25 protein-coding genes are annotated in these 21,209 nt (G+C 70.2%); 12 read left to right on the top strand and 13 right to left on the bottom strand.

Annotated elements, in window-relative coordinates; all coding sequences use genetic code 11:
* Window positions 1-222 precede the first annotated feature (222 nt).
* Window positions 223-657 (bottom strand): helix-turn-helix domain-containing protein, encoded by a 435-nt coding sequence (locus tag DEJ09_RS02210; RefSeq protein WP_308201655.1) that lies wholly within the window; start codon window positions 655-657, stop codon window positions 223-225.
* Between the two features lie 124 nt (window positions 658-781).
* Between DEJ09_RS02210 and DEJ09_RS02205 the strand changes: the two genes are divergently transcribed.
* A complete protein-coding gene (locus DEJ09_RS02205; protein ID WP_111087516.1) occupies window positions 782-1,435 on the top strand; it encodes an FMN-dependent NADH-azoreductase in 654 nt (217 codons plus the stop codon).
* Window positions 1,436-1,444: 9 nt separating this feature from the next.
* On the opposite strand, the gene DEJ09_RS02200 is transcribed toward DEJ09_RS02205, so the two are convergent.
* On the bottom strand, window positions 1,445-2,155 hold the full coding sequence (locus tag DEJ09_RS02200) for an SDR family oxidoreductase (RefSeq protein ID WP_111087515.1): 711 nt from the start codon (window positions 2,153-2,155) through the stop codon (window positions 1,445-1,447).
* A gap of 56 nt (window positions 2,156-2,211) precedes the next feature.
* On the opposite strand from DEJ09_RS02200, the gene DEJ09_RS02195 reads away from it, so the two are divergent.
* The gene (locus tag DEJ09_RS02195) at window positions 2,212-2,607 is read left to right on the top strand and encodes a MerR family transcriptional regulator (RefSeq protein ID WP_111087514.1); all 396 of its coding nucleotides are present in this window, start codon (window positions 2,212-2,214) and stop codon (window positions 2,605-2,607) included.
* 9 nt (window positions 2,608-2,616) lie between these two features.
* Here the strand turns inward: DEJ09_RS02195 and DEJ09_RS02190 are convergent, their stop codons facing one another.
* Entirely contained in the window at window positions 2,617-2,991 is a 375-nt protein-coding gene (locus tag DEJ09_RS02190; protein WP_111038911.1) for a VOC family protein, read from the bottom strand.
* 112 nt (window positions 2,992-3,103) lie between these two features.
* Window positions 3,104-3,799 carry a YafY family protein gene (locus DEJ09_RS02185; protein WP_111087624.1) on the bottom strand — a complete coding sequence of 232 codons (696 nt, stop codon included), beginning with the start codon at window positions 3,797-3,799 and terminating at the stop codon, window positions 3,104-3,106.
* Between the two features lie 159 nt (window positions 3,800-3,958).
* Here DEJ09_RS02185 and DEJ09_RS02180 point away from each other — a divergent pair, with 159 nt between their 5' ends.
* Entirely contained in the window at window positions 3,959-4,462 is a 504-nt protein-coding gene (locus tag DEJ09_RS02180; protein ID WP_146245660.1) for a hypothetical protein, read from the top strand.
* 239 nt (window positions 4,463-4,701) lie between these two features.
* Window positions 4,702-5,772, top strand: a complete 1,071-nt coding sequence (locus tag DEJ09_RS02175) for a magnesium and cobalt transport protein CorA (RefSeq protein WP_111087512.1) — start codon at window positions 4,702-4,704, stop codon at window positions 5,770-5,772.
* 61 nt (window positions 5,773-5,833) lie between these two features.
* Here DEJ09_RS02175 and DEJ09_RS02170 read toward each other — a convergent pair whose 3' ends face one another.
* The 3 genes from DEJ09_RS02170 to DEJ09_RS02160 all read right to left on the bottom strand — a co-directional run bounded on the left by DEJ09_RS02170 (window position 5,834) and on the right by DEJ09_RS02160 (window position 8,996).
* On the bottom strand, window positions 5,834-6,613 hold the full coding sequence (locus DEJ09_RS02170) for a hypothetical protein (RefSeq protein WP_111087511.1): 780 nt from the start codon (window positions 6,611-6,613) through the stop codon (window positions 5,834-5,836).
* Window positions 6,614-6,638: 25 nt separating this feature from the next.
* Entirely contained in the window at window positions 6,639-7,178 is a 540-nt protein-coding gene (locus DEJ09_RS02165; protein WP_083389453.1) for an RNA polymerase sigma factor, read from the bottom strand.
* Between the two features lie 300 nt (window positions 7,179-7,478).
* Window positions 7,479-8,996, bottom strand: a complete 1,518-nt coding sequence (locus tag DEJ09_RS02160) for a SulP family inorganic anion transporter (protein WP_111087510.1) — start codon at window positions 8,994-8,996, stop codon at window positions 7,479-7,481.
* A 213-nt stretch (window positions 8,997-9,209) separates the two neighbouring features.
* Between DEJ09_RS02160 and DEJ09_RS02155 the strand changes: the two genes are divergently transcribed.
* The 3 genes from DEJ09_RS02155 to DEJ09_RS02145 all read left to right on the top strand — a co-directional run bounded on the left by DEJ09_RS02155 (window position 9,210) and on the right by DEJ09_RS02145 (window position 11,790).
* Entirely contained in the window at window positions 9,210-9,596 is a 387-nt protein-coding gene (locus DEJ09_RS02155) for a MerR family transcriptional regulator (protein WP_111087509.1), read from the top strand.
* A 170-nt stretch (window positions 9,597-9,766) separates the two neighbouring features.
* Complete coding sequence (locus DEJ09_RS02150) at window positions 9,767-10,579, top strand: mannosyl-3-phosphoglycerate phosphatase (protein ID WP_146245659.1); 813 nt, start codon at window positions 9,767-9,769, stop codon at window positions 10,577-10,579.
* A complete protein-coding gene (locus DEJ09_RS02145) occupies window positions 10,576-11,790 on the top strand; it encodes a glycosyl transferase (protein WP_111033140.1) in 1,215 nt (404 codons plus the stop codon). The genes DEJ09_RS02150 and DEJ09_RS02145 overlap by 4 nt, the downstream gene beginning before the upstream one ends.
* Window positions 11,791-11,891: 101 nt before the next feature.
* Here DEJ09_RS02145 and DEJ09_RS02140 read toward each other — a convergent pair whose 3' ends face one another.
* Both DEJ09_RS02140 and DEJ09_RS02135 read right to left on the bottom strand, forming a co-directional pair.
* Window positions 11,892-12,923 (bottom strand): LLM class flavin-dependent oxidoreductase, encoded by a 1,032-nt coding sequence (locus DEJ09_RS02140; RefSeq protein WP_111087507.1) that lies wholly within the window; start codon window positions 12,921-12,923, stop codon window positions 11,892-11,894.
* Window positions 12,924-12,986: 63 nt separating this feature from the next.
* Window positions 12,987-13,379, bottom strand: a complete 393-nt coding sequence (locus DEJ09_RS02135) for a VOC family protein (RefSeq protein WP_111087506.1) — start codon at window positions 13,377-13,379, stop codon at window positions 12,987-12,989.
* A 70-nt stretch (window positions 13,380-13,449) separates the two neighbouring features.
* On the opposite strand from DEJ09_RS02135, the gene DEJ09_RS02130 reads away from it, so the two are divergent.
* Both DEJ09_RS02130 and DEJ09_RS02125 read left to right on the top strand, forming a co-directional pair.
* Window positions 13,450-14,316 (top strand): SMP-30/gluconolactonase/LRE family protein, encoded by an 867-nt coding sequence (locus tag DEJ09_RS02130; protein WP_181433237.1) that lies wholly within the window; start codon window positions 13,450-13,452, stop codon window positions 14,314-14,316.
* Window positions 14,310-14,912 carry a hypothetical protein gene (locus tag DEJ09_RS02125; protein WP_111087504.1) on the top strand — a complete coding sequence of 201 codons (603 nt, stop codon included), beginning with the start codon at window positions 14,310-14,312 and terminating at the stop codon, window positions 14,910-14,912. The genes DEJ09_RS02130 and DEJ09_RS02125 overlap by 7 nt, the downstream gene beginning before the upstream one ends.
* A gap of 6 nt (window positions 14,913-14,918) precedes the next feature.
* Here DEJ09_RS02125 and DEJ09_RS18015 read toward each other — a convergent pair whose 3' ends face one another.
* Window positions 14,919-15,068, bottom strand: a complete 150-nt coding sequence (locus tag DEJ09_RS18015; RefSeq protein ID WP_181433236.1) for a hypothetical protein — start codon at window positions 15,066-15,068, stop codon at window positions 14,919-14,921.
* 224 nt (window positions 15,069-15,292) lie between these two features.
* Here DEJ09_RS18015 and DEJ09_RS02120 point away from each other — a divergent pair, with 224 nt between their 5' ends.
* The 3 genes from DEJ09_RS02120 (at window position 15,293) to DEJ09_RS02110 (ending at window position 17,740) form a co-directional block, all read left to right on the top strand.
* Window positions 15,293-15,661, top strand: coding sequence for an SdpI family protein (locus DEJ09_RS02120; protein ID WP_111087503.1), 369 nt, complete (start codon window positions 15,293-15,295; stop codon window positions 15,659-15,661).
* Window positions 15,662-15,683: 22 nt separating this feature from the next.
* On the top strand, window positions 15,684-16,511 hold the full coding sequence (locus tag DEJ09_RS02115; RefSeq protein ID WP_181433235.1) for an acyl-CoA thioester hydrolase/BAAT C-terminal domain-containing protein: 828 nt from the start codon (window positions 15,684-15,686) through the stop codon (window positions 16,509-16,511).
* A 221-nt stretch (window positions 16,512-16,732) separates the two neighbouring features.
* Window positions 16,733-17,740: an SPFH domain-containing protein gene (locus tag DEJ09_RS02110; RefSeq protein WP_258373774.1), complete on the top strand. Its 1,008-nt coding sequence runs from the start codon at window positions 16,733-16,735 to the stop codon at window positions 17,738-17,740.
* A 186-nt stretch (window positions 17,741-17,926) separates the two neighbouring features.
* Here the strand turns inward: DEJ09_RS02110 and DEJ09_RS02105 are convergent, their stop codons facing one another.
* The 3 genes from DEJ09_RS02105 to DEJ09_RS02095 form a co-directional block, all read right to left on the bottom strand.
* A complete protein-coding gene (locus DEJ09_RS02105; RefSeq protein ID WP_111087500.1) occupies window positions 17,927-19,195 on the bottom strand; it encodes a sugar ABC transporter permease in 1,269 nt (422 codons plus the stop codon).
* On the bottom strand, window positions 19,192-19,956 hold the full coding sequence (locus DEJ09_RS02100; protein ID WP_111087499.1) for an ATP-binding cassette domain-containing protein: 765 nt from the start codon (window positions 19,954-19,956) through the stop codon (window positions 19,192-19,194). The genes DEJ09_RS02105 and DEJ09_RS02100 overlap by 4 nt, the downstream gene beginning before the upstream one ends.
* Window positions 19,957-20,085: 129 nt before the next feature.
* Entirely contained in the window at window positions 20,086-21,201 is a 1,116-nt protein-coding gene (locus DEJ09_RS02095; protein WP_111030413.1) for a sugar ABC transporter substrate-binding protein, read from the bottom strand.
* Window positions 21,202-21,209 lie beyond the last annotated feature (8 nt).

The raw sequence follows: 21,209 nt of genomic DNA, 5'->3' as shown, positions 1-21,209 counted from the left end.
ATTACGGGGAGCCGCGTGGTTCGGACGGTCACTCATGGCCGGGGTCCTCGTCTGGGTGCTACCGCGCACGATCGTCCGGATCCACCGCGCGCGCCGGTCCGTCGAGGAGCAGCCGTCAGCGGACCCGGCATCGGAGCCGGAGTCCCTCGCCTCCTGAGCTCGGGTGCCAGCGCTCTCCCTTCATCTCAGGAGCCGATCGGCGACCGCGTGCCAGGGTCGTCGTCATCGATCTCGGGCGTCACCATCACCGTCGAAGACCTGCCGGTTGCCGGCGATCACCTGCTGGTGTTCCCGCACCCAGTCGGCGAGGGCGAGGGCCACGTACTGCAGCGACCGTCCGAGGTCGGTGAGCTCGTACTCGACGCGCGGCGGCACCTCGGCGTGGACCGTCCGCGAGACGAGCCCGTCGCGCTCGAGTGCGCGCAGCGTCACGGTCAGCATCCGGCGTGAGATGCCGGGGATGACCTCGGAGAGCTCGGTGAACCGCCGCCGCTCGTCACCGAGCACGCCGATCACCAACAGCGTCCACTTGTCGCCCATCCGGGACAGCAGCGACCGGAAGAGTTCCGGGTCCTCGCTCGTGCACAGCTCGGCCATCGTGGGCATCGACTGGTGGAGCCGGGCCTGCAACTGGTCCAGCGCGGTCTGGTCCGTCATGGGGTCTCCCGTGGTTACTGCCGGGTAACAGGGGATCGTTTGCGGTAACGGGAACCCGGCGGGCAGGGTTACTCATCGTAACCGAAGCCCGGGTCGTCGACTCGGGAACGATCGAAGGAGTGTCATGACACTGTTCCGCCTGGACGCCAGCATCCGCACCGAGGGCTCCACCAGCCGAGCACTCGGCGACATCGTCGAGACCGAGTGGAGCGCCGTGCACGCGGGCTCCGAGGTGACCCGCCGTCACGTCGGCACCGACCCCGTGCCCGCCGACAGCTGGGCCGACGCCGTCGCCGCATCCGCGACGCCCGAGTCCGAGCGCACGGCGGCCCAGGTCGCCGCGGTCGCCCTGGCCGCCGAGCTGACCGACGAGCTCGCCGGTGCCGACGCCCTGCTGTTCGCCGTGCCGCTCTACAACTTCGGCGTCTCGCAGCACTTCAAGTCCTACGTCGACCTCGTGCTCACCGACCCACGCATGGCACCCGGCGCCGTGCCCGCGACCGCGGGCAAGCCGGCCGTCCTCGTCACGATGCAGGGTGGCAACTACTCCGCCGGCACGCCCCGGGAGGGCTGGGACCACGCCACGGCCTGGATGCGACGCATCCTGGAGGACGTCTGGCAGCTCGACCTCGACGTGGTGACGCGCGAGTTCACGCTCGTCGGGGTGAACCCCGCCCTCGACCAGTTCACGGAGTTGGCCGACGAGCTGCGGGTCCGCGCCGAAGAGCAGGCGGCCCGGCACGGCCGCACGTTGGCGGCCGTGCCGAAGGCTGCGTGAAGCCGACTCCTACGACGCGAGCATCTGCGCCACCACCGCGTACAGCTCCTTGGGGTCCCCGGCGAGCATCTGCTTGATCAATGCGGCCTGCTCGTCCACCACGACCTCGTAGTCGTCGCGCTCGACCCCGTCCAGGGTCGCGCGCGCCACGTCCGCCGGGTCGGTCTTGGGCATCGAGATCCCCGCGGTCATGTCGGTGTCGGCCACTCCGAGGTGCACGGACATCACCGCGGTCCCTTGGCCGGCCAGCTCGTGCCGCAACGCGTTGCCCATGTTCCACAGGGCGGCCTTCGACACCGCGTAGGCGGAGGCTCCGGGCATGGCGAGCCACGAGGCACCCGAGGCGATGTTCACGATGCTCCCACCGCCGTTCGCCGCCAGGACGGGTGCGAACGCGCGGATCACGGACAGGGTGCCCCAGACGTTCGTGTCCATGTCGGCGTGGGCTGCGTCCAGATCGCCCAACAGGGTCGCCGTGGTCGCGATCCCGGCGTTGTTGATCAGGAGATCGACGTCGGTCGCGACCGCGGCGGCGGCTGCGACGGACGCGGGGGAGGTGATGTCGAGGGCGAGACGCTCGACGCCCTCGAGGTCGATCATTTCAGGGCGTCGGGCGGTGGCGTAGACCTTCGCCCCGCGGGCGATCAGCTGTGCGGCGAGGTGGCGTCCGATACCGCGGTTCGTGCCGGTGACGAGGGCGGTGGCTCCAGAGAGGTTCATGCTCGCTACGCTAGAACCTGACGTCAACGTGAGAATCAAGCCCGAGGGACAGAACGATGCGGATCGGTGAACTCGCAGATCGGGCCGGCGTCAGCGTCCGGTCGCTGCGGTACTACGAGGAACAGGGCCTCCTCGAGTCGGAGCGGACCACGGGCGGACACCGGGAGTACCGCGAGCCCGATGTCGCGCTGGTGCGCTTCATGCAGATGCTCTACGCGGCGGGGATGCCGAGTCGTCGGATCGTCGAGATCCTGCCCTTCCTCGACACCGGGGTCGCCACGCGGACGATGCTCGACCACTTCGACGAGGAGAGCGATCGCATCCGACGCCAGATCGAGGCCCTCGGCGCCACCCACGACCGCCTCGCGCGGCTCCGTGACATCGCGGCGGAGTCCGTCGCGGGGCGGCCGCCGGAGGAGTGCCGCTCGTCGGCGAACGCCGCCGCCGCCTGAGCACCCCGACTAGCTGGCGGCCGGCCTGCTGAACAGGTTGACGACGTTGCCGTCCGGATCGCGGACCAGTGCGGAGCGGTTGCCCCACGGCATCGTGGTCGGCTCCAGGACGACGTCGTCGCTGCCGAGCTGCAGTCCGGCGAAGTCGCCGTCGACGTCGGCGACCTCGAACTCGATGAACACGGAACGGTTCGTCGCGGGCGTCAGCGTGCCTCCGAGCATGGCCACTGTCGCGGTGCTTGCGATCGCGAGGGTCGCACCCGGGCCGCTGAACTGCGCGAAGACCGGTGCGGGGCGCTCGGCCGGCTGGCCGGTGATCCGCTCGTAGAAGGCGACCATGCCCTCGAGGTCGTCGGTGATGATGCGGACGGATGCGAACGACATGGGGTTCCTCACGGTGGTGCTGCTGACTCGGAGCGACCAGCTTCACCGGCCGCCGCGACACCGTCCTGTCGGTGTTTCCGGAAACCGACCGCGTTTCCGGGGACCGACCGCGCTAGTCGTCGAGGACCGGCCGGAGTCGTCCGTACTGGATCGCGAGGTCCTCGGATCGCAGGATGCGCTGCGCAGGCCGCTCGTCGGTGACCTCGACTGACAGCATCCGGTCGCCGCGGAACGCCCGCACCCCGTCGCGGGTCCGGCACCAGGCGATCAGGTACCACTGACCGTCCTTCCCGATCGACCCCAGCGGTTCGACGTCGCGGACGGACTCCGCTCCGCCGGCATCCCGGTACCGGAGTCGCACCACCCGATCCGCGCGCAGGGCCGCCGCGAACTCGGCCGGGACCACCGTGTCCTCGTCGTCCTCCAGGAAGTGCACCCGGGACGCCAGTGCGCTGGCTCGTGCGGCGTCGCCGGCGGGCATCACCGCGAGCGTCTTCCTGGCCGCGGTCTGCGCCGCATGCCGGAACGGACTCCGCCCCAGCGAGCCGAGCCCGATCAGCACCGCGAGGGCCTCGTCCGGCGTGAAGCCCGCCGGGCCGAGCGTCGCGGACGCGTCGATGACGTACCCGCCGGTCCGGCCGGGCTCCGCCCAGATGGGCAGACCCGACTGCTGCAGCGCGGAGATGTCCCGCTCGATGGTCCGCACCGACACCTCGAACCGCTCCGCGAGACGACGCGCGCTCCGCGGCTGCGGCGCGACGGCGCGCAACTCCTCCACGAGGCCGTAGAGCCGATCGGTGCGATTCACCTCGCCATCTTCGCTGTCGTCCCGACGTTCCGTCAGATCCACGCCGTCTCGTCCGCCACGTGCTCGTGGAGCTCGCGTCCGTCGGCCTAGGCTGCGGGGGTGTCCGCAGCCCTGACCGTCGAAATCCTCCGGAGGTTCGGCGTCGCTCTCGAGCCCGGGTTGTCCGATCGGGAACTGGCCCGGGCCGAGCGTCGGTACGGCGTCCGGTTCGGCGCGGACCACCGAGCCCTGCTCTCCCTCGCGCTGCCGAGCGGGGACGGCTGGTTCGACTGGCGCGCGCGGAACGACGAACGACTGCGGCGAGCGATCCGGTGGCCGGTCGAGGGCGCCCTGTTCGAGGTCCGTCACGACGCCTTCTGGCCCGGGTCGTGGGGCGACCGACCCAGCGACGAGTCGCAGCGTCTCGAGGCGGCTGAGCGGCACCTGCGGCAGTGGCCGCAGCTGGTGCCGTTGTACTCGCACCGCTACCTGCCTGCCGCGCCGCTCGGTAGCGGGGCGCCGGTCTTCTCGGTCTACCAGACGGACGTGGTCATCTACGGCGATGATCTCGTCGACTACGTCAAGCGGGAGTTCCGGCCGGATCGTACCGAGTGGGAGACCAGCGCCGGGATGCACGACCTGGAGCCGTGGACGCTGCTCGCCTTCGGCGAGGACGTGCCCTGAACGCAACGAGCGGATCGGACTGCCGGCGGTCCTGAACGCGACGGCTGACGGACTGGAGGCACGGTGCCAGCTGGCACCGTGCCTCCAGTCCGTCCCGGGGTCGCGCCCAGGGCGTGTCAGGACTCCGACAGGAATCCGGCGCGAAGCGTGAGGGCTCCGTCAGGGAAGCACGCACGCCGTCGGCGGTCCGGCATGCTCGGCAGGTTGCCCGCATGCACCACGGAACCAGGAGGACACCGGTGGCCCTCATCGACAACGGTATCTACGTCAACGGAACCCGAACGGAGTCGCCGCAGGACCTCAGCCTGACCTACGAGGCGCTCGACGCCGCGGGAAGCGGCGCGATGGCCTGGATCGGGCTGTTCCGACCGACGGCCGCCGAACTGGCCTCGGTCGCGGACGAGTTCGGGCTGCACCCGCTCGCGGTCGAGGACGCGCACAAGGGGCACCAGCGGGCGAAGCTCGAGCGCTACGGCGACACCCTGTTCGTGGTGCTGCGACCCGCCTGGTACGACGAGGACGAGGAGACCGTCGAGTTCGGTGAGGTGCACCTGTTCACCGGGCGCGACTTCGTCGTGACCGTCCGGCATGCGGAGCAGCCGAACCTGGCTGACGTGCGGAAGCGACTCGAAGCCGATCCGGACGCCCTGGGGCGCGGGTCCGAGGCGGTGCTCTGCGCGGTCCTCGACGAGGTCATCGACAGCTACGCCCCGGTCGTCGCCGGGCTGCAGGACGACATCGACGACATCGAGGACGACCTGTTCGACGGTGACGTCGACCCGGCGTCCTCGCGGCGGATCTACCAGCTGCTCAGCGAGGTCATCGGGTTCCAGCGCGCCATCGGCCCGCTGCCCGGGATGCTCAACGCGTTGCTGCGCGGCGCCGAGAAGTACGGCACGGACATCGAGGTGCAGAACCAGCTGCGGAACGTGCTCGACCACGCGATCCGCGTGACCGAGCGGGTCGACACGTTCCGGACGCTGCTCGAGAACGCGCTCACGCTGCACTCGACCCTGGTGACGCAGGAGCAGAACGACGCGATGCGCCGGATGACCAGCGCGAGCCTGGCGCAGGGGGAGGAGAGCCGGCGGCTGGCGCGGGCGTCGATGGAGCAGGGCGAAGAGGTGAAGAAGATCTCGTCCTGGGCGGCGATCCTGTTCGCTCCCACGTTGGTCGCGTCGATCTACGGCATGAACTTCGAGCACATGCCCGAGCTGCGGTGGGTGTGGGGGTACCCGGCGGCGATCGTCGCGATGGTCCTGTTGGCGGTCGTGCTGTGGGCGGTGTTCAAGCGGCGGCACTGGCTCTGAGCGTGCGTGACGACGGACTGGAGGCGCGGTGCCAGCTGGCGCCGTGCCTCCAGTCCGTCGGTCAGTCCGTCCAGGTCTGCTGGACGAGCGCTTTCAGGAGGCCGTCGGTCGGGACGTTCGACTGCGTGATCGAGATCCAGGTGTCGCCGCGCACGAAGAACGTGTGCGTCGTCTCCACGCGGTCCGAGTAGTACATCGACGTCTCGGTGTGCTGGCACGAACGTCCACCGAGCGTGTCGGTGCAGGTCCAGCCCTTGTCGGCGACGACGCGGAGGCGAGCCTGCAGGACGTCACGATCTGCCGTGCCCATCTCGAGGAACAGCCCCTCGTCGCCCTCGGAGGTACCGCCCGGTGTCCAGGAACAGACCAGCTCCGCGTCCTCCTTGAACGGGATCTCGGGGTCGATGTAGTACTCGGTCCTGCCGCCCGGTACCTGGGGGCGGAACTGGGTGATCTCCAGCGAACCGAACAAGCGGGGAGCGTCGGCGGCGGGCACGGCGTCGGTGCACGCCCCGGGGATCGTCGCCGTGGTGTCAGCCGGCGCGGGGGTCGGCGTGATGCGGGCCGCGGACGGTGACGGTGACCCGGTCGGTGCTGGTGTCGGCGGTGCAGAGGACGGCGCGGGTGCGGGTGCTGCGGCGAAGGGCGTCGGAACGAGTCCGAGCGCCACCGAACCGCTCGCGGTGCCGATGCCGAGCACGGCGATCAACGCCACGATGAGGCCGACGCGACGGTGTGTGGAAGCCGGGCGAGGCTTGTCGTGCATGCCCCGGACGACCTGCTGCCGCATGCCGGCGAGCATCCGCTGCATCTCGTCGCCACCGGGCGGCTCGTTGCTCATCGGGGACCCGTGGTCGGTTCGTCGTTCATCGTTCATCGTTCGTCACCGCCTTCTTGATCCGTGCACGGGACCGCCACACGCGCTGGGTGACGGCGCCGACGCTCATGCCGAGCAGGTCGGCGGCCTCGGCGTAGGAGCGGCCCTCGATGAGGCAGAGCTCGCACACCTGGCGATCGAGTGGTGCGAGCGCGTCGATCTCGGCGCGGACCCACCGCAGCCGTTCGCGGGCGTCGTCGTCCGGCTCGGGCGCGGCGAGCTCGTCGGGCAGGTCGACACCCTCGTGCCGCCGCTGCTGTCGCCGCAGGTTCGCGGCGTGGTTCCGGCACACGACGAGCAGCCACGGCAGGAGCGACTCTCCGGGGACCTCCACGGTGTCGGCTTTCTGCCACAGGGTCAGGAACGCGTCCTGCACGATCTCCTCGACGTCCATGCGCCGCGTGACCAGTGCCCACGTATAGCGGGTCATGGTCTCGGCGTGACGGTCGAACAACGCGGTGACCGCACTGCGGTCGCCGCGCGCTGCTGCCGCCACGAGCGCGCTGTCCGGCTCGGCTGATCGGTTCATGTCCACCCCCTTCACTCCGCAGTGTGCACGGAGGGGACATCCTCACAGATCCTTCGCCGCCGGGCGTGTCGTGTGGCCGAGGGGGGCGCCCCGGAGTCGGTGGTCACCGGGGTGCCATCGCGTCGCCGGTCGCGTCAGACGTCGGTCTCCCTCTCGGCCTCCTGGAGCGGCTGGGCGACGTTCGTCGTCGTCATCGGCGTCCTGTCCGCGCTCGTCGGGTTCGTCTTCGCGCTCGTCCCGGCGGACGGCGGACGGCCGACGCTGACGGGCGTTGCCAGGTGGCGGGCGGAGGTCAGGAGGTCAGTGGCCGGCGCCGAGGTTCCCGGCGAGGCGGCTGTGGAAGGCTTGGCTGGCGTCGTTCAGCCCGGCGATGTCGACGCGCTTGCCGTGCTGGTGGTACTTCGTCTCGATGGCGTCGAGTGCGGCGACGGTGGAGGCGTCCCAGATGTGTGAACCGGTCATGTCGATGACGACGAGTTCGGGGTCGTCGACGTAGTCGAACTGGGTGGTGAGGTCGTTGCTCGACGCGAAGAAGAGTTCGCCCTCGACCGTGTAGAGCGCGTGCTGCTCGCCGGTGGGGAGGGTCTCGATGCTCCGCGACACGGTGGTGAAGTGGGAAACGCGGCGTGCGAAGACGATCATCGCGGCGATGACACCGATGATCACGCCGATGGCCAGGTTGTCCGTGGCGACGACGATCACGACGGTGAGGACCATGACGACGGTCTCGCCGACCGGCATACGCCGCAGTGTGGAGGGCTTGATGCTGTGCCAGTCGAAGGTGCCGACGGACACCATGACCATCACAGCGACGAGTGCGGCCATCGGGATGATCGCGACCACGTCGCCGAGTCCGACGACGAGGACCAGCAGGAAGACCCCGGACAGGAACGTCGAGATCCGGGTACGGGCGCCGGAGGCCTTGACGTTGATCATCGTCTGGCCGATCATCGCGCAACCGCCCATGCCGCCGAACAGGCCGGAGGCGATGTTCGCCACCCCCTGCCCGAGCGCTTCGCGGGTCTTGCGGGAGCCGGTGCCGGTGACCTCGTCGACGAGCTTCGCCGTCATCAGCGACTCGAGGAGTCCGACGAGGGCCATGGCGAGTGCGTAGGGGGCGATGATCGTCAGCGTCTCGAGCGTCAGCGGGACGTTCGGGATGAACAGGGTCGGCAGGCTGTCCGGGAGTTTGCCCTCGTCGCCCACGGTGGGGATGGCGATGGACGCCAGCACGGTGACGAGCGTCAGGACGACGATCGCCACGAGCGGTGCCGGGATGGCCTTGGTGACACGGGGCAGGAGCACGATGATCGCGATGCCGACGGCCCCGATCGGCCAGACGAGCCAGTCGACGCCGATGATGTTCGGCAGCTGCGCGGTGAAGATCAGGATCGCGAGGGCGTTGACGAACCCCACCATCACCGACCTCGGAACGAAGCGCATCAGCTTGGCCGCGCCGAGCCCACCGAGGACGAGCTGGAACACGCCGCCGAGCAGGACGGTGGCGATCAGGTAGTCCAAGCCGTGCTCCTTGACCACGGGGGCGACGACGAGCGCGATGGCTCCGGTGGCGCCGGTGATCATCGCGGCACGTCCGCCGACGAACGAGATGACCACGGCCATCACGAACGCCGAGAACAGCCCGACGCGGGGATCGACGCCCGCGATGATCGAGAACGAGATCGCTTCCGGGATCAGTGCGAGGGCCACGACGAGGCCGGCGAGGACCTCGCGGAGCAGGATCTTCGGGTTCCGCAGGGCGGACAGGACGGTGGGGCTTGCGTGCACCGGAGCCGGTGCGGGCGTGACGGTCGTCACGGTTCTCCTTCGCTGAGGGATGCGGACGCTCGGCGTCCGCGGGGGGAATGTCGTGGGGCGCTTCGTCGCGCGCACTGACCGAGTGCGGCCAGGGACCTGAACCTTCCGCGACGGAAGAGTTGGTCGTGTCCGACTCTAACGCAACGGAAGGGTTGCTGCGCAAGCATCGGTACGATCGGTCGGGACCGGGCAACCGGGCGGAAGGGGTCAGCAGTGACGGACGCGGCAGGAGCATCGACGATGCGGATCGGTGAACTCGCCGACCGGACCGGGCTCTCCATCCGGACCGTGCGGCACTACGACGACGTCGGGCTGCTCCACCCCACCGGACGGACCGAGGGTGGCTTCCGGCTGTACTCCGACGACGACCTGCAACGCCTGCTCGTGATCCGCCGGATGAAGCCCCTCGGCTACTCCCTCGAGCAGATGGCCGAGCTCCTCGGCATCCTCGACGGGCTCCAGGTGGCCGACGGCGCCGGGCGCGACCGGCTGCAGGCGCAGCTCGACATGTACGTCGTGGACACCGAGGAGCGCCGGGCGAAGCTCGCCCGCAACCTCGAGTGGGCCGACGAGTTCCTCGGCATCCTGCGCGCGCACTGACACGCCGTGACGGACTGGAGGCGCGGTGCCAGCTGGCGCCGTGCCTCCAGTCCGTCCGCTGGTCGCGTCGCGCGACCGACGCCGGCTTGTTCACCCAACCGACGCATGCGCGTGGCAGGGTGGTCCGGGGCATCGTCGCCCGCAGCCCAGCCAGCCGCCAGCGGAGCACGATGCCAACACCCGACCTGATGATCGTCACGGACCTCGACGGGACGTTCCTCGACCACCACGACTACTCGTTCGACGCGGCCCTGCCGATGCTGGAACAGCTGCGGGCGGACGACGTCCCCGTGGTGTTCTGCAGCAGCAAGACGCGTGCCGAGATCACGGCGCTGCAGGCACGCACGGGGCTCGACGGACACGCGTTCGTGGCGGAGAACGGCGCGGTCGTCGTCGGACCGGTGGGCGACGTGCTGGTCGGACCGGTCGACGGTGAGCTCGAGCGGCTGCACGCGGAACTCGACCGCGTCCGCCAGTCACTGGAGCTGCACTTCGAGACCTTCGGCGGCGTGACCGACGCGGTCGTCGCCGCGTGGACCGGCCTCGACCTCGAAGCGGCCGGACGAGCACAGCAGCGCGAGGCGTCCGAGGTCCTGCTCTGGCACGCCGAGGACGACGACCGGGCGGACGCGTTCCGCGCGGCGCTCGCCACGGTCGGCCTCGACCTGGTGCGCGGCGGCCGGTTCTGGCACGTGCTGCCGGCGGGCCGCGACAAGGGCGCGGCGGTCCGGACGTTGATCGCCGACCACGAGCGTCGGACGGGGACGGTCCCGCGCACGATCGGACTCGGCGACGGCCCGAACGACACCGCGCTGCTCGACGCCGTCGACTTCGCCGTCGTGGTCCGCGGACACGGCCCGGCACCCGGACCGCTCGCCGACGACCGCCCCGAGCGCGTCCACCGCACGACCGCCCCCGGCCCGCAGGGCTGGACCGAGGGCCTCACCCGGTTCACCACCCCGTCCGTCAGGAGCCACCGATGAGCGACTTCCACCAGAACGGCGTCATCACGACGTTCCACGACCTCGGTCGCCGCAGCACCGCGAGCCTCGAGGACGACCTGCGGGGCTTCGCCGAGAAGCGTCCGATGAGCCTGATCCTGCCGGCACTATACTCCGAGCTCGAGCGTCCGGCCCTGTCGCGGATCGTCGACGAGCTGGCCGAGGCCGACTGGCTCAGCGAGATCGTGATCGGGCTCGACCGCGCCGACCGCTCGCAGTTCGAGCACGCCCGCGAGTTCTTCTCGCGGCTGCCGCAGCGACACCGGATCCTGTGGAACGACGGGCCGCGACTGCGCGAGCTCGACGCCGAACTGGAGCGTGCGGGTCTGGCGCCGGGGGAGCCCGGCAAGGGCCGGAACGTCTGGTACTGCACCGGGTACGCCCTGGCGTCGGAGCGGGCGGACTGCATCGCCCTGCACGACTGCGACATCACCACCTACGAGCGGGGCATGCTCGCGCGGCTGTTCTACCCGGTCGCGAACCCCGCGTTCGACTACGAGTTCTCGAAGGGCTACTACGCCCGCGTCGCCGACGGCCGGATCAACGGCCGCGCCGCACGGCTGCTCGTCGGGCCCCTGCTCCGCTCGCTCCGCCAGGTCTACGGGGAGTCCGAGTACCTGGAGTACCTGAGCAGCTTCCGGTACCCGCTGTCCGGCGAGTTCGCGATGCGCGCCCACGTGCTCAACGGCCTGAAGATCCCCGGGGACTGGGGACTCGAGATCGGCATGCTCTCCGAGGTCTACCGCGACTACGCGACCCGGCAGGTGTGCCAGGTGGAGATCGCCGACGCGTACGACCACAAGCACCAGCCCCTCGCCGAGGCCGACGGCACCGGCGGCCTCGCCCGGATGGGCAACGACATCGTCCAGTCGCTGCTCCGGAAGCTCGCGACGATGGGCGTCCCGCTCACGTCCGACTCGTTCCGGGTGCTCAAGGCGACGTACTACCGGAACGCGCTCGACATCGTCGAGGTCTACCGGCACGAAGCCGAGATGAGCGGGCTCGCGTTCGACCAGCACGCCGAGGAAGCCGCCGTGGAGCTCTTCACCAAGGCGATCCTCGACGCCGGCGGCGCCTTCACGGCGCGGCCGAACGACAAGCCGTTCATCCCGAGCTGGAGCCGGGTGCGCTCAGCGGTGCCGGACGTGCTCGACCGGCTGCGGGACGCGGTGGAGGCGGACCAGCAGGACTGACCCGGCGCCCCGAGCACGCGCCTTGGGCGCGAGTCAACGGCGGACGGGAGGCACGGTGCCAGCTGGCCCCGTGCCTCCCGTCCGTCGGTCTGGCGCCGTTCTCAGGCCGCGCGCTTCGGCGCCCAGCCGAGTTCCGGACCCAGCCGCTCGGCGATGTCCGTGATGATCTGCGCGTAGTCGTCGGGCTCGAACGAGAACGGGAGTGCGAAGGCGACCTCGGTGACCGCCTGGTAGCCGACGTCGGCGCGCAGCCGGTCGGCGATCTCGGCGGACGTGCCCACCAGGTCCGCGGCGAAGAGCATCCCGGCGGGGCCCTGCGGCACGCCGACGCGACCCGAGCGGCTGTCGACGTAGGCACGGTAGCGGGCCGCTTGCTCGGCGGTCGCGGTGTCGGTCGGTATGACGACCAGGCCCTGCGAGACGCGGGCGGCAGCGGGGTCGGGGTGGACGTCGAGGTAGGCGTCGATCTGGGCGCGCTGGTTCGTGGCGAAGTCCGTGCCGACCTCGCTGCGGGTGACGCTCGAGGTGAGCAGGTGGAAGCCGTTCTCACCCGCCCACACGGCCGACTTCGTGCTGCCGGTGCCGTACCAGATCCGGTCGGCCAGGCCGGCGCTGTGCGGCTGGACGGTGCTCGCGAACTCCTCGATGCCGCGGCGTTCGACGGTCTCGGTCGCCGTCACGGGGTCACCGCGCACCAGGTCACGGAAGCGCAGGAGGCGGTCGTTGCCGAGGTCCTCGTGCTCCAGGGTGTCGGGGTAGATCGCGTCGCGGTACAGGTCGAAGTTCATCGGCGTGCCGACCGAGAACCCGGGGTTCAGACGGCCGCCGAGCAGGACGTCGACCGTGCTGAGGTCCTCCGCCAGGCGGAACGGGTTCTCAGCACCGAGCGGGGTGACGGCGGTGCCGAGGTCGATGCGCGAGGTGCGCTGCGAGGCCGCCGCCATCACCGCGACGGGGGAGGAGATGCCGTGCTGCAGGTGCCGGTGGCGCAGCCAGGCGCTGTCGAAGCCCAGGGCCTCGGCGCGCTCGATCACGCGCAGGGTGTCCTCGTGGCCCTCGGACGGTCGGGCGGGGTCGAACGACCCGATCGTCAGGAAGCCGAGCCGGTGCAGGGGGGTTCCGTCGAGGGGCATGGGTCGATCGTGCCAGATGCGTCGTCCGTTGCGGTTGTCGATGACCGTCGTGCAGCCGCCGGGTCAGTCGCCGCTCTCCTTGATCAGCGCTTCGACGTTGTTCCCGTCCGGGTCGGACACGAACGCGGTGTACGCGTGGTACTCCGGCCAGTAGCGCGGTTCGTGCCGTGACACCCCGCCGGCGGCGACGGCTTCGCGGTGGAAGGCGTCGACCTCGGTCCGCGATCCGGCCTCGAACGCCAGGTGGAGTCCGCGCGTCGTCGCCTCGGGGGTCCGGGCGGTCTCGAGCGAGACGCTCGGGGTGTCGTCCCCGTGCTGCCAGAACTCGGCGACGGCGTCGGTGCGGTAGCCCGCTCCGATGCCGAGGGGTGCGAGGGCTGCGGTGTAGAACGCGTCGCTCGCGGCGAAGTCGCTGGCGAAGACGCCCAGGTGGTGGATGAGGTGACGACCCGGCATGGGACGACCCTAGGCCGCCGTCACGGCATCCGTCCGGGCAGTGTCCCGGTCCCGCTGGCAGGGTGGATCCGTGCACATCACCCTGGACTCCGCGACCGACATCGTCATCTCCGGCATCCGTTTCCCGGAGGGGAACCGCTGGCACGACGGACGGCTCTGGTACTCGGACATGCACACCGGCGAGGTCTTCTCGGTCGACCCGTCCTCGACCGACGGCCCGCGGCTCGAGGCCACCGTCGACGGGCAGTCGTCGGGACTCGGGTGGCTGGCCGACGGACGGCTCGTCATCAGCTCGATGGAGTCCCGCACGGTCGTCGCCGTCGAGCCGGACGGCAGCACCTCGGTGTTCGCCGACCTCTCCACGATCGAGTCGTCGCTCGTGAACGACCTGGTCGTCGATGCCCGGACCGGCCGGACCTACATCGGTGCCTTCGGGTACGACCTGTACGCGGGCGAGGAACTGCGCCCCGGCCCGCTCTACGTGATCGACCCCGACGGCTCCGTCCGTCTGGCCGCCGAGGGCCTGGTGTTCCCGAACAGCGCCAACATCCTGCCCGGCACCCGGACGCTGGTGGTCAGCGAGACGTGGGGTGGCCGGCTCACCGCGTTCGACATCGAGGACGACGGTTCGCTGACCGGGCGGCGCGAGTGGGCAGCCCTGCCCGGTGGCGTGACCCCGGACGGCAGCACCGTCGACCGTGACGGCGCGATCTGGGTCTGCTCGGTCGACACGGGCGAGTTCCTGCGGGTCGTCGAGGGCGGCGAGGTGACGGACCGCATCGACGCACCCGGGGACTGCGCGATCGACTGTGCGCTCGGTGGCGAGGACGGGCGCACCCTCTACCTGGCGACCGCCGACAGCTACGACCCGGCCGTGACGGCGACGACGCGCGCCGGTCGGATCAGTTCGGTGCGCGTCGAGGTGCCGGGGTGGTGAACCCGAGCGACCTCGCCGAGGCGACGCGTCGTGCCGAGTACCTGGTCGAGCACGGGCCGACGGTGGTCGTCATGTCGCAGCAGGCGGGGTTCGCCGGCCTGTCGATCCTGTGGGCGTTCATCAGCGTTCCCTCCGTGCTCCGCACCGACTCGGTGATCTGGTTCCTGTTCGCCCTGGCCGGAGCGGTCGTGAACGTGACCGCATGGGTCCGTGCTCGACGCCACCGCAGGCTGCTGCCCTACCTCGTCGAGACGCCGCAACAGCCGCTCGGCGCGCTCACGCCGGCGGACCGCAAGTCCGTGACCCGACAGGTCAGCGGGAGGGCACCAGTGGCGCCCGATGCGGTGCCGCTGGTGCGGGCGATGCTCGCGTGGCAGCGTCGGTCCACCCGGACCTCGGCCCCGACCCTGATCGGCACCGGGCTGAGCCTGTTGGGACTCGGCGGGGCTTCGGCCACGACGTTCGGTTGGGGTTGGGCGTTCCTGGTGTTCATCGCCGTCGTCGTGGTGTTCGTCACGGTCGCGACGGTGATCGGCGTGCGTCGAAGCCGCCGAGTCCTGGCCGAGCTCGATCGGGTAGGGGCGCCCGTCTCCTGAGCCGGGTCAGTCGCTCGGCTGCGCTCCCGGCCCGAGCGCGATCACCGTGCCGAGGAACCGTTCCGGTTCCATGTCGACCTCGTCGAAGCGGACCGGTTCGGCAGGGGAGATCGGGATCACTCCGGACACTCCGAGGTCGGTCCTGAACCAGACCATCGGTGCGGGCGTCCGACCTGCGCGCGCATCGCGGAGCGCCGCATCAGCCAGCTGCGGCCACACAGCTTCTTGCTGTGCGGAGACACGCAACGTCGTCGCACTGATCGTCAGGATTCGCACACGTCATCATGCGCTCCCGACGACCGGTTGGGGCAGCCGCGTCGTCAACCTGGTGGTGCTGGTCGTTCTCCTCGCGCCCGTTAGCGTGGTGCGGGGAGGTCGTGATGGACAGTCCAGGTTGGTGGGCGGCGATCGGGTGTGCCGTGCTCCTGCTCATCGTCGACGCGGCGATCTGGGGCATCGTGTCGGTCGCTGCGGACGGCCTGGGGCGGAACCGTGCAGCGGGCATCCGGCTGCAGTCACTCATGCGGAGCGACGCGGCCTGGCGCGCTGGGCACCTCGTCGCCCGCCGGGTCATGCGGCCGTTGCTCATCGGTGCCGCGATCGTGGCGATCGTGTCCGTTCCGGCCCAGCTCATCCCGGCGCTCTACGTGGTGCTGCTCGGGCTGTCCTTGGCGACCACGCTGGCGGCGCTCGTCGTCGGTGCGGTTTCGGCATCCCGCGCTGCGAACAGCGTTCCGCGCGACGGTTGATCGGAGCGGCCATGCTGGTCCCGTGCAGCGAATCGGTCTGAAGGACCCTGAAGGCGTTCGGTTCGTCCCGCCTGTCGGATCGGGGACCGGCGTCCTGGTGCTCGCTGGGTCGAGCGGGCGGATCGACGAGGACCGCGCGCGTGTCTTCGCCGGACTCGGGCACTTCGCTGAATCGATCCAGTGGTTCGGGGGAGCCGGCCAGCAACCGGGACCGTGGTCCGTCCCGCTCGAGCTCTTCCTCGCCCGCATCGACGAACTCGAGCGGAGCTGCGACCGTGTCTGGCTCGTCGGGACTTCCATCGGCGCCGAGGCCGCGCTGGTCCTCGGTGCGCACCGCCCCTCGGTCGCGGGCGTCATCGCGTTCGCACCCACGGACGTGGTGTGGCCCTGGCCGGACGGCGCCGGCGCCGAACGATCACACTGGACCCTCGACGGATCGCCACTGCCGCACGTGCCGCTGGCGTGGAACACCTGGCGGCGGGAAGAACCACCCCGCTTCCGATCGCTCTACGAACACTCGTACGAAGCTGCCCCGGACCGGGTTCGGGCAGCGGAGATACCCGTCGAGCGGATACAGCAGGTCGTCCTGATCGCCGGTGAGGACGACCAGGTCTGGCCGAGCGCCCAGAGCGCTCGACGCATCGCAGCTCGGCGGACCGCGGCTGGGTGCGCGACGACCCTGGTCATCGATCGGGACGCAGGGCACCGGGCGGTCCTGCCCACCGAGCCGGTCGGAGGGACCGCGATGGTGCGCGGCGGTACCGCGGTCGCCGACGCTGCGCTCGGAGTGGTGGCACTCGAGGCGATCCGTGGTGCCCTCGACCAGGACCGCATCCGTCCACCGAGCTGACCGAAGGGGCTGTTCGCCGCCGCGCGGTGCGAGGTTGCACACGTGGTGCGAGGCATCCGGGGTCGCACCACGTGTGCAACCTCGCACCAGACGGAACCGGCGCCAAGCGACCGGGGCGACACGGACGCCACGCGCGCACGCCCGCCACCACGCACACCCGTGTCACCCGCACCCCTCCGGGTACGGCAGACTCAACGGACAAGCATCCAGGAGTGATCGTCATGTTCGTCGCCGCCATCGTCTTCCTCGTCATCGTGCTCGTCGCGCTCTTCTTCCGAACACGCACCTACTCCACCCCCGCACGACCGGCCACGCCCGGTCGCGAGGCACGTCCCACCGTCCCGACCCGCCGCCCGAACCTCATCGCGACGTGGACCGCGGCCGCCGCCGGCGTCCTGTTCGTCGGGCTCACGCTCGGCAGCACCCTGTACGCGCAGGACACGGGCGAGTCGAAGGTCCAGGTGGACATCTCCGGCAACATCGTCGGGCAGACCACGGACTCCGGGTTCCACTTCAAGGCACCGTGGGCCACGCTCCACACGTTCAACATCCGGAACCAGACCGTCACCTACATCAACGCGGTGAACGGTTCCGACTCGGACAACAACGGCAACGTCCGCTCCGGCCCGTACGTCACGGTGCAGGACCAGGACGGCGTCTCGTCGAACGTCAGCCTGAACCTGCAGTACAGCATCGACGCGAAGTCGGTCACCGACATCTACCGGTCGTACAAGACCGAGGAGAACTTCAAGACGCAGTTCATCGGCAACTCGGTGCGCAGCGTCGTCCGCCAGGTGCCGAACGACTTCACCACCATCGAGCTCATCACCAAGCGCGGCACGGTCGAGAAGGCGATGATCCAGGCGCTCGAGACGCGCTGGAAGGGCTCTGGCGTGCACGTCGACAACTTCGCCCTGCAGGAGATCACGCCGCCGAAGTCGGTCATCGACGCGTACGCCACGGCGCAGCAGGCGCAGATCCAGGTCACGAAGGAGCGCGCGCTCCTGGACGCCAAGAAGGTGCAGGCGCAGCAGCAGGTCGCCGAGGCGCAGGGTCAGGCCGACGCCAACGAGGTCCTCAACGAGCACCCGCTCTCCGACGCCGCGCTCAAGCAGCGCGAGATCGAGGCGCTCAAGAGCGCCGGCGACAACGGCTCCCTGATCGTCGTGCCGCAGGGCACCGACAACATCCTCAGCCTGCCCGGCACCTCGGGTTCGAAGAGCAAGTAGCGCGCCGAGACGCCGCCCAGTCGCCGAGACGCCTCCGTTTTCGGAGGCGTCTCGCGCACGAGGCGGCGTCGCGGGAACACGACGGCGTCTTCCGGATCCGAGACGCGCGCCGAGACGGACGGGAGGCACGGTGCCAGCTGGCACCGTGCCTCCCGTCCGTCCGCGTGGCGGGGTCCAGGGCCCCGCTCAGGCCGCGCCGTGACTGGCGCGGCTGCGCCGCGAGAGCGAGTCGATGATGACGGCGAGCAGCAGGACCGCGCCGGTGATCATGTAGCGGATCGACGAGTCGAGGCTCAGCAGGGTGAGCCCGTTCGAGATCGACTGGATCACGATGATGCCGAGCAGCGCTGACCAGGCGCTGCCTCGGCCACCGAACAGGCTGGTCCCGCCGATGACGGCTGCGGCGATCGCGTTGAGGTTCGTGTCACCGGCGCCGGACGACAGGCTCGCCGAGTTCAGGCGGGCTGCGGCGAGGATGCCGCCGACGGTGGCGAAGAGCGAGGTCAGCATGAACACCGAGATGTAGATGCGGTTCACCCGGATGCCGGAGCGCCGTGCGGCCTCGACGTTGCCGCCGACCGCGAAGACCGAGCGCCCCCAGCGGGTGCGCTTCAGCACGAAGTTCATCAGCACGACCAGCACGATGAAGAACACGAACGAGGTGCCGGTGCCGAAGTCGCGCGACAGGTACCAGACCATGAGCGCGAGGCCGAGGAACAGGGCGACGGCCTTCACGATGGTCAGCGACATCGCCCCGGTCGACAGCCCGGCACGGCGGCGGCGGGCAGCGCGTCGGATCTCGGTGAAGAAGAGTCCTCCGGCGGCCAGGACGGCGAGCAGGTAGGCGAGCCACGGCGGCAGGTACGAGGCCGAGGCGAACTGCACGATCGGGGAGTCGTACGGCAGGTTGATCGAGCCGTTCGGGCCGAGGATGAGCAGCTGCAGCCCGAGGAACCCGAGCAGACCGGCGAGCGTGATGACGAAGCTCGGCACCCCGAAGCGGGTGAACAGCAGGCCGTAGAGCAGACCGGCGGCGGCACCGACGGCCAGGGCGACCGTGATCACGAGCCACAGCGGCCAGCCGAGCGTCGTGAGGCCCTGGCCGAGGATCGCGGCGGAGAGCCCGCTGACGCTGCCGACGGACAGGTCGATCTCACCGAGCAGCAGCACGAGGACGATGCCGATCGCGATCGTGCCGACCGCGGCGCACTGCAGGGCGAGGTTGACCAGGTTGCCCGGGGACAGGAAGTCGGGGGAGAGCGCCTGGAACACCGCCCAGATGACGATGAGCCCGACGACCACCGGCAGCGAACCGATGTCACCGCCGCGCACCCGGCGGACGAACGCCTTCGCCGCGCCGCCGATCCCCTGGTCACGCAGGAGCCGCTCGTCCTGCAGGTCCGCGGCCGAGGGCGTCGGGGTCGCTGCGGTGAGGGTCTCGTCGGTCTTGCTCATGCGCTGGCTTCCTGCTCGGTGCGGGCGGCGGCGCGACGGGTGACGGCGTTGTCGGTGGCGCCGGTGATGGCCGCGATGATCTCCTCGTAGGAGACGTCGTCGATGCGGAACGTGCCGTTGTTCCGTCCGAGCCGCAGGACCGCGACCCGGTCGGCGACGGCCTGCACGTCCGCGAGGTTGTGGCTGATGAGGACGACGCCGAGGCCGCGCTCGCGCAGGCGTTCGACGAGGTTGAGGACCTCGGCGGTCTGTGCGACGCCGAGTGCGGCGGTGGGCTCGTCGAGGACGACCACCTGCGGGTCGCCGATCAGCGAGCGGGCGATCGCCACGGTCTGCCGCTGCCCACCGGACAGCGACGCGATCGGGATCCGCACCGAGGGGATCCGGGCGGCGAGCTGCTGCAGGAGCTCCCACGAGCGGCGCTCCATCTCCTCTTCGTCGAGGAACGGGTGGGCGATCTCGCGCCCGAGGAACAGGTTCGAGACCACGTCGAGGTTGTCGGCGAGGGCGAGGTCCTGGAACACCGTGGCGATGCCGAGGGTCTGGGCAGCGGCGGGGTTCGGGACGGTGACCTCGTCGCCACCGAAGGTGATCGTGCCGCCGTCCGGCGTGTAGACCCCGGCGAGGATCTTCACGAACGTCGACTTGCCGGCGCCGTTGTCGCCGACGATGGCGACCACCTCGCCCGGGTAGACGTCGAAGTCGATGTCGCTGAGGGCCTGGACGGCGCCGAACCGCTTGGTGATCCCGCGCAGGGACATCACCGGGTCGGCGGAGGGGTGTGCTGCTGGTGACGCGTTGCTCACGGGTGTCGTGCTCACGGGTGTCGTCCTCGATCGGTGAGGCCCGCCCGGTCCGCAGTCGGACCGGGCGGGCAGAGGGGGTCGGACCTACTTGATGCCGGCGCTGTCGCAGGCCGACTTGTACTGCGCGGTGCAGATCTTCGACACCTCGTACAGGCCGTCCTTGACCACCGTCGACTGGACGTTGTCCGTGGTGACGGCGACCGGGTCGAGCAGCGTCGACTGGACGCTGGCGCCCCCGGCGGTGTCGACGGTGGTGTCGCCCTTCGGGGTCTCACCCTTCGCGAACTGGATCGCCAGGTCGGCGGCCTTCGACGCCTCGGGCTTGAAGGCCTTGTAGACGGTCATGTACTGCTCACCGGCGAGGATCCGCTGGATGCCCGCGAGCGAGGCGTCCTGCCCGGTGACGGGCGGGAGCTCGGTGACGCCGGCCGACTTCAGGGCCGCGATGACGCCGCCGCCGGTGTCGTCGTTCGCCGCGTAGACGCCGGTGATCTTGTCCTTGCCGAGCTTGCTGATCTGGCCGGCTGCCCAGTCCTGCGCCTTGGCGGGGTCCCACCCGGGGGTGTCGTACTCGGCGAGCACCTCGTAGCCGCTGTCGTCGATGACCGAGTGGGCGCCCTTCTTGAACTGCGAGGCGTTGTTGTCGGTGGGGGAGCCGTTCACCATGATGATGCCCGAGCCCTCCGGGACCTTCTTCGCCTTGAGGGCGTCGACGAGTGCCTGGCCCTGCAGCTCACCGACCTTCTCGTTGTCGAACGAGATGTAGTAGCTCAGGTCGGGGCTGTTGATGAGCCGGTCGTAGGAGATCACCGGCACCTTCTTGGCCTTCGCCTGCTGGACGATGGACGCTGCGGCCTCGCCGTCGAACGGGTCGAGGACCAGGACCTTGACGCCCTGCGTGAGCATCGACTGGGCCTGCTGCAGCTGCTTCGACGCGTCGCCGTCGGCGTTCGCGTAGATGACCGAGCAGCCGCTGCACTGCTTCTTCACCTCGGCGGTGAAGAGCGGACGGTCGGCGCTGGCGTAGCGGGCGGTGACGGAGTCGGGCAGGAGCAGGCCGATCTTGGCCTTCGACGCGTCGCCGCCGCCTCCGCCGGAACCGGTCCCGGCGTCCGCGCCGTTGGAACAGCCCGCCAGGGTGGTGATCGCGAGCAGCAGGGCGCTGACGCCCAGCATCGCTCGTGTGGTGGATTTCTTCATTGAAACGT

This window comes from Curtobacterium sp. MCLR17_055 (assembly GCF_003234305.1).
In the GTDB taxonomy this organism is placed as follows: Bacteria; Actinomycetota; Actinomycetes; order Actinomycetales; family Microbacteriaceae; genus Curtobacterium; species Curtobacterium flaccumfaciens.
This window is presented reverse-complemented; position numbering and strand designations above follow the sequence as displayed.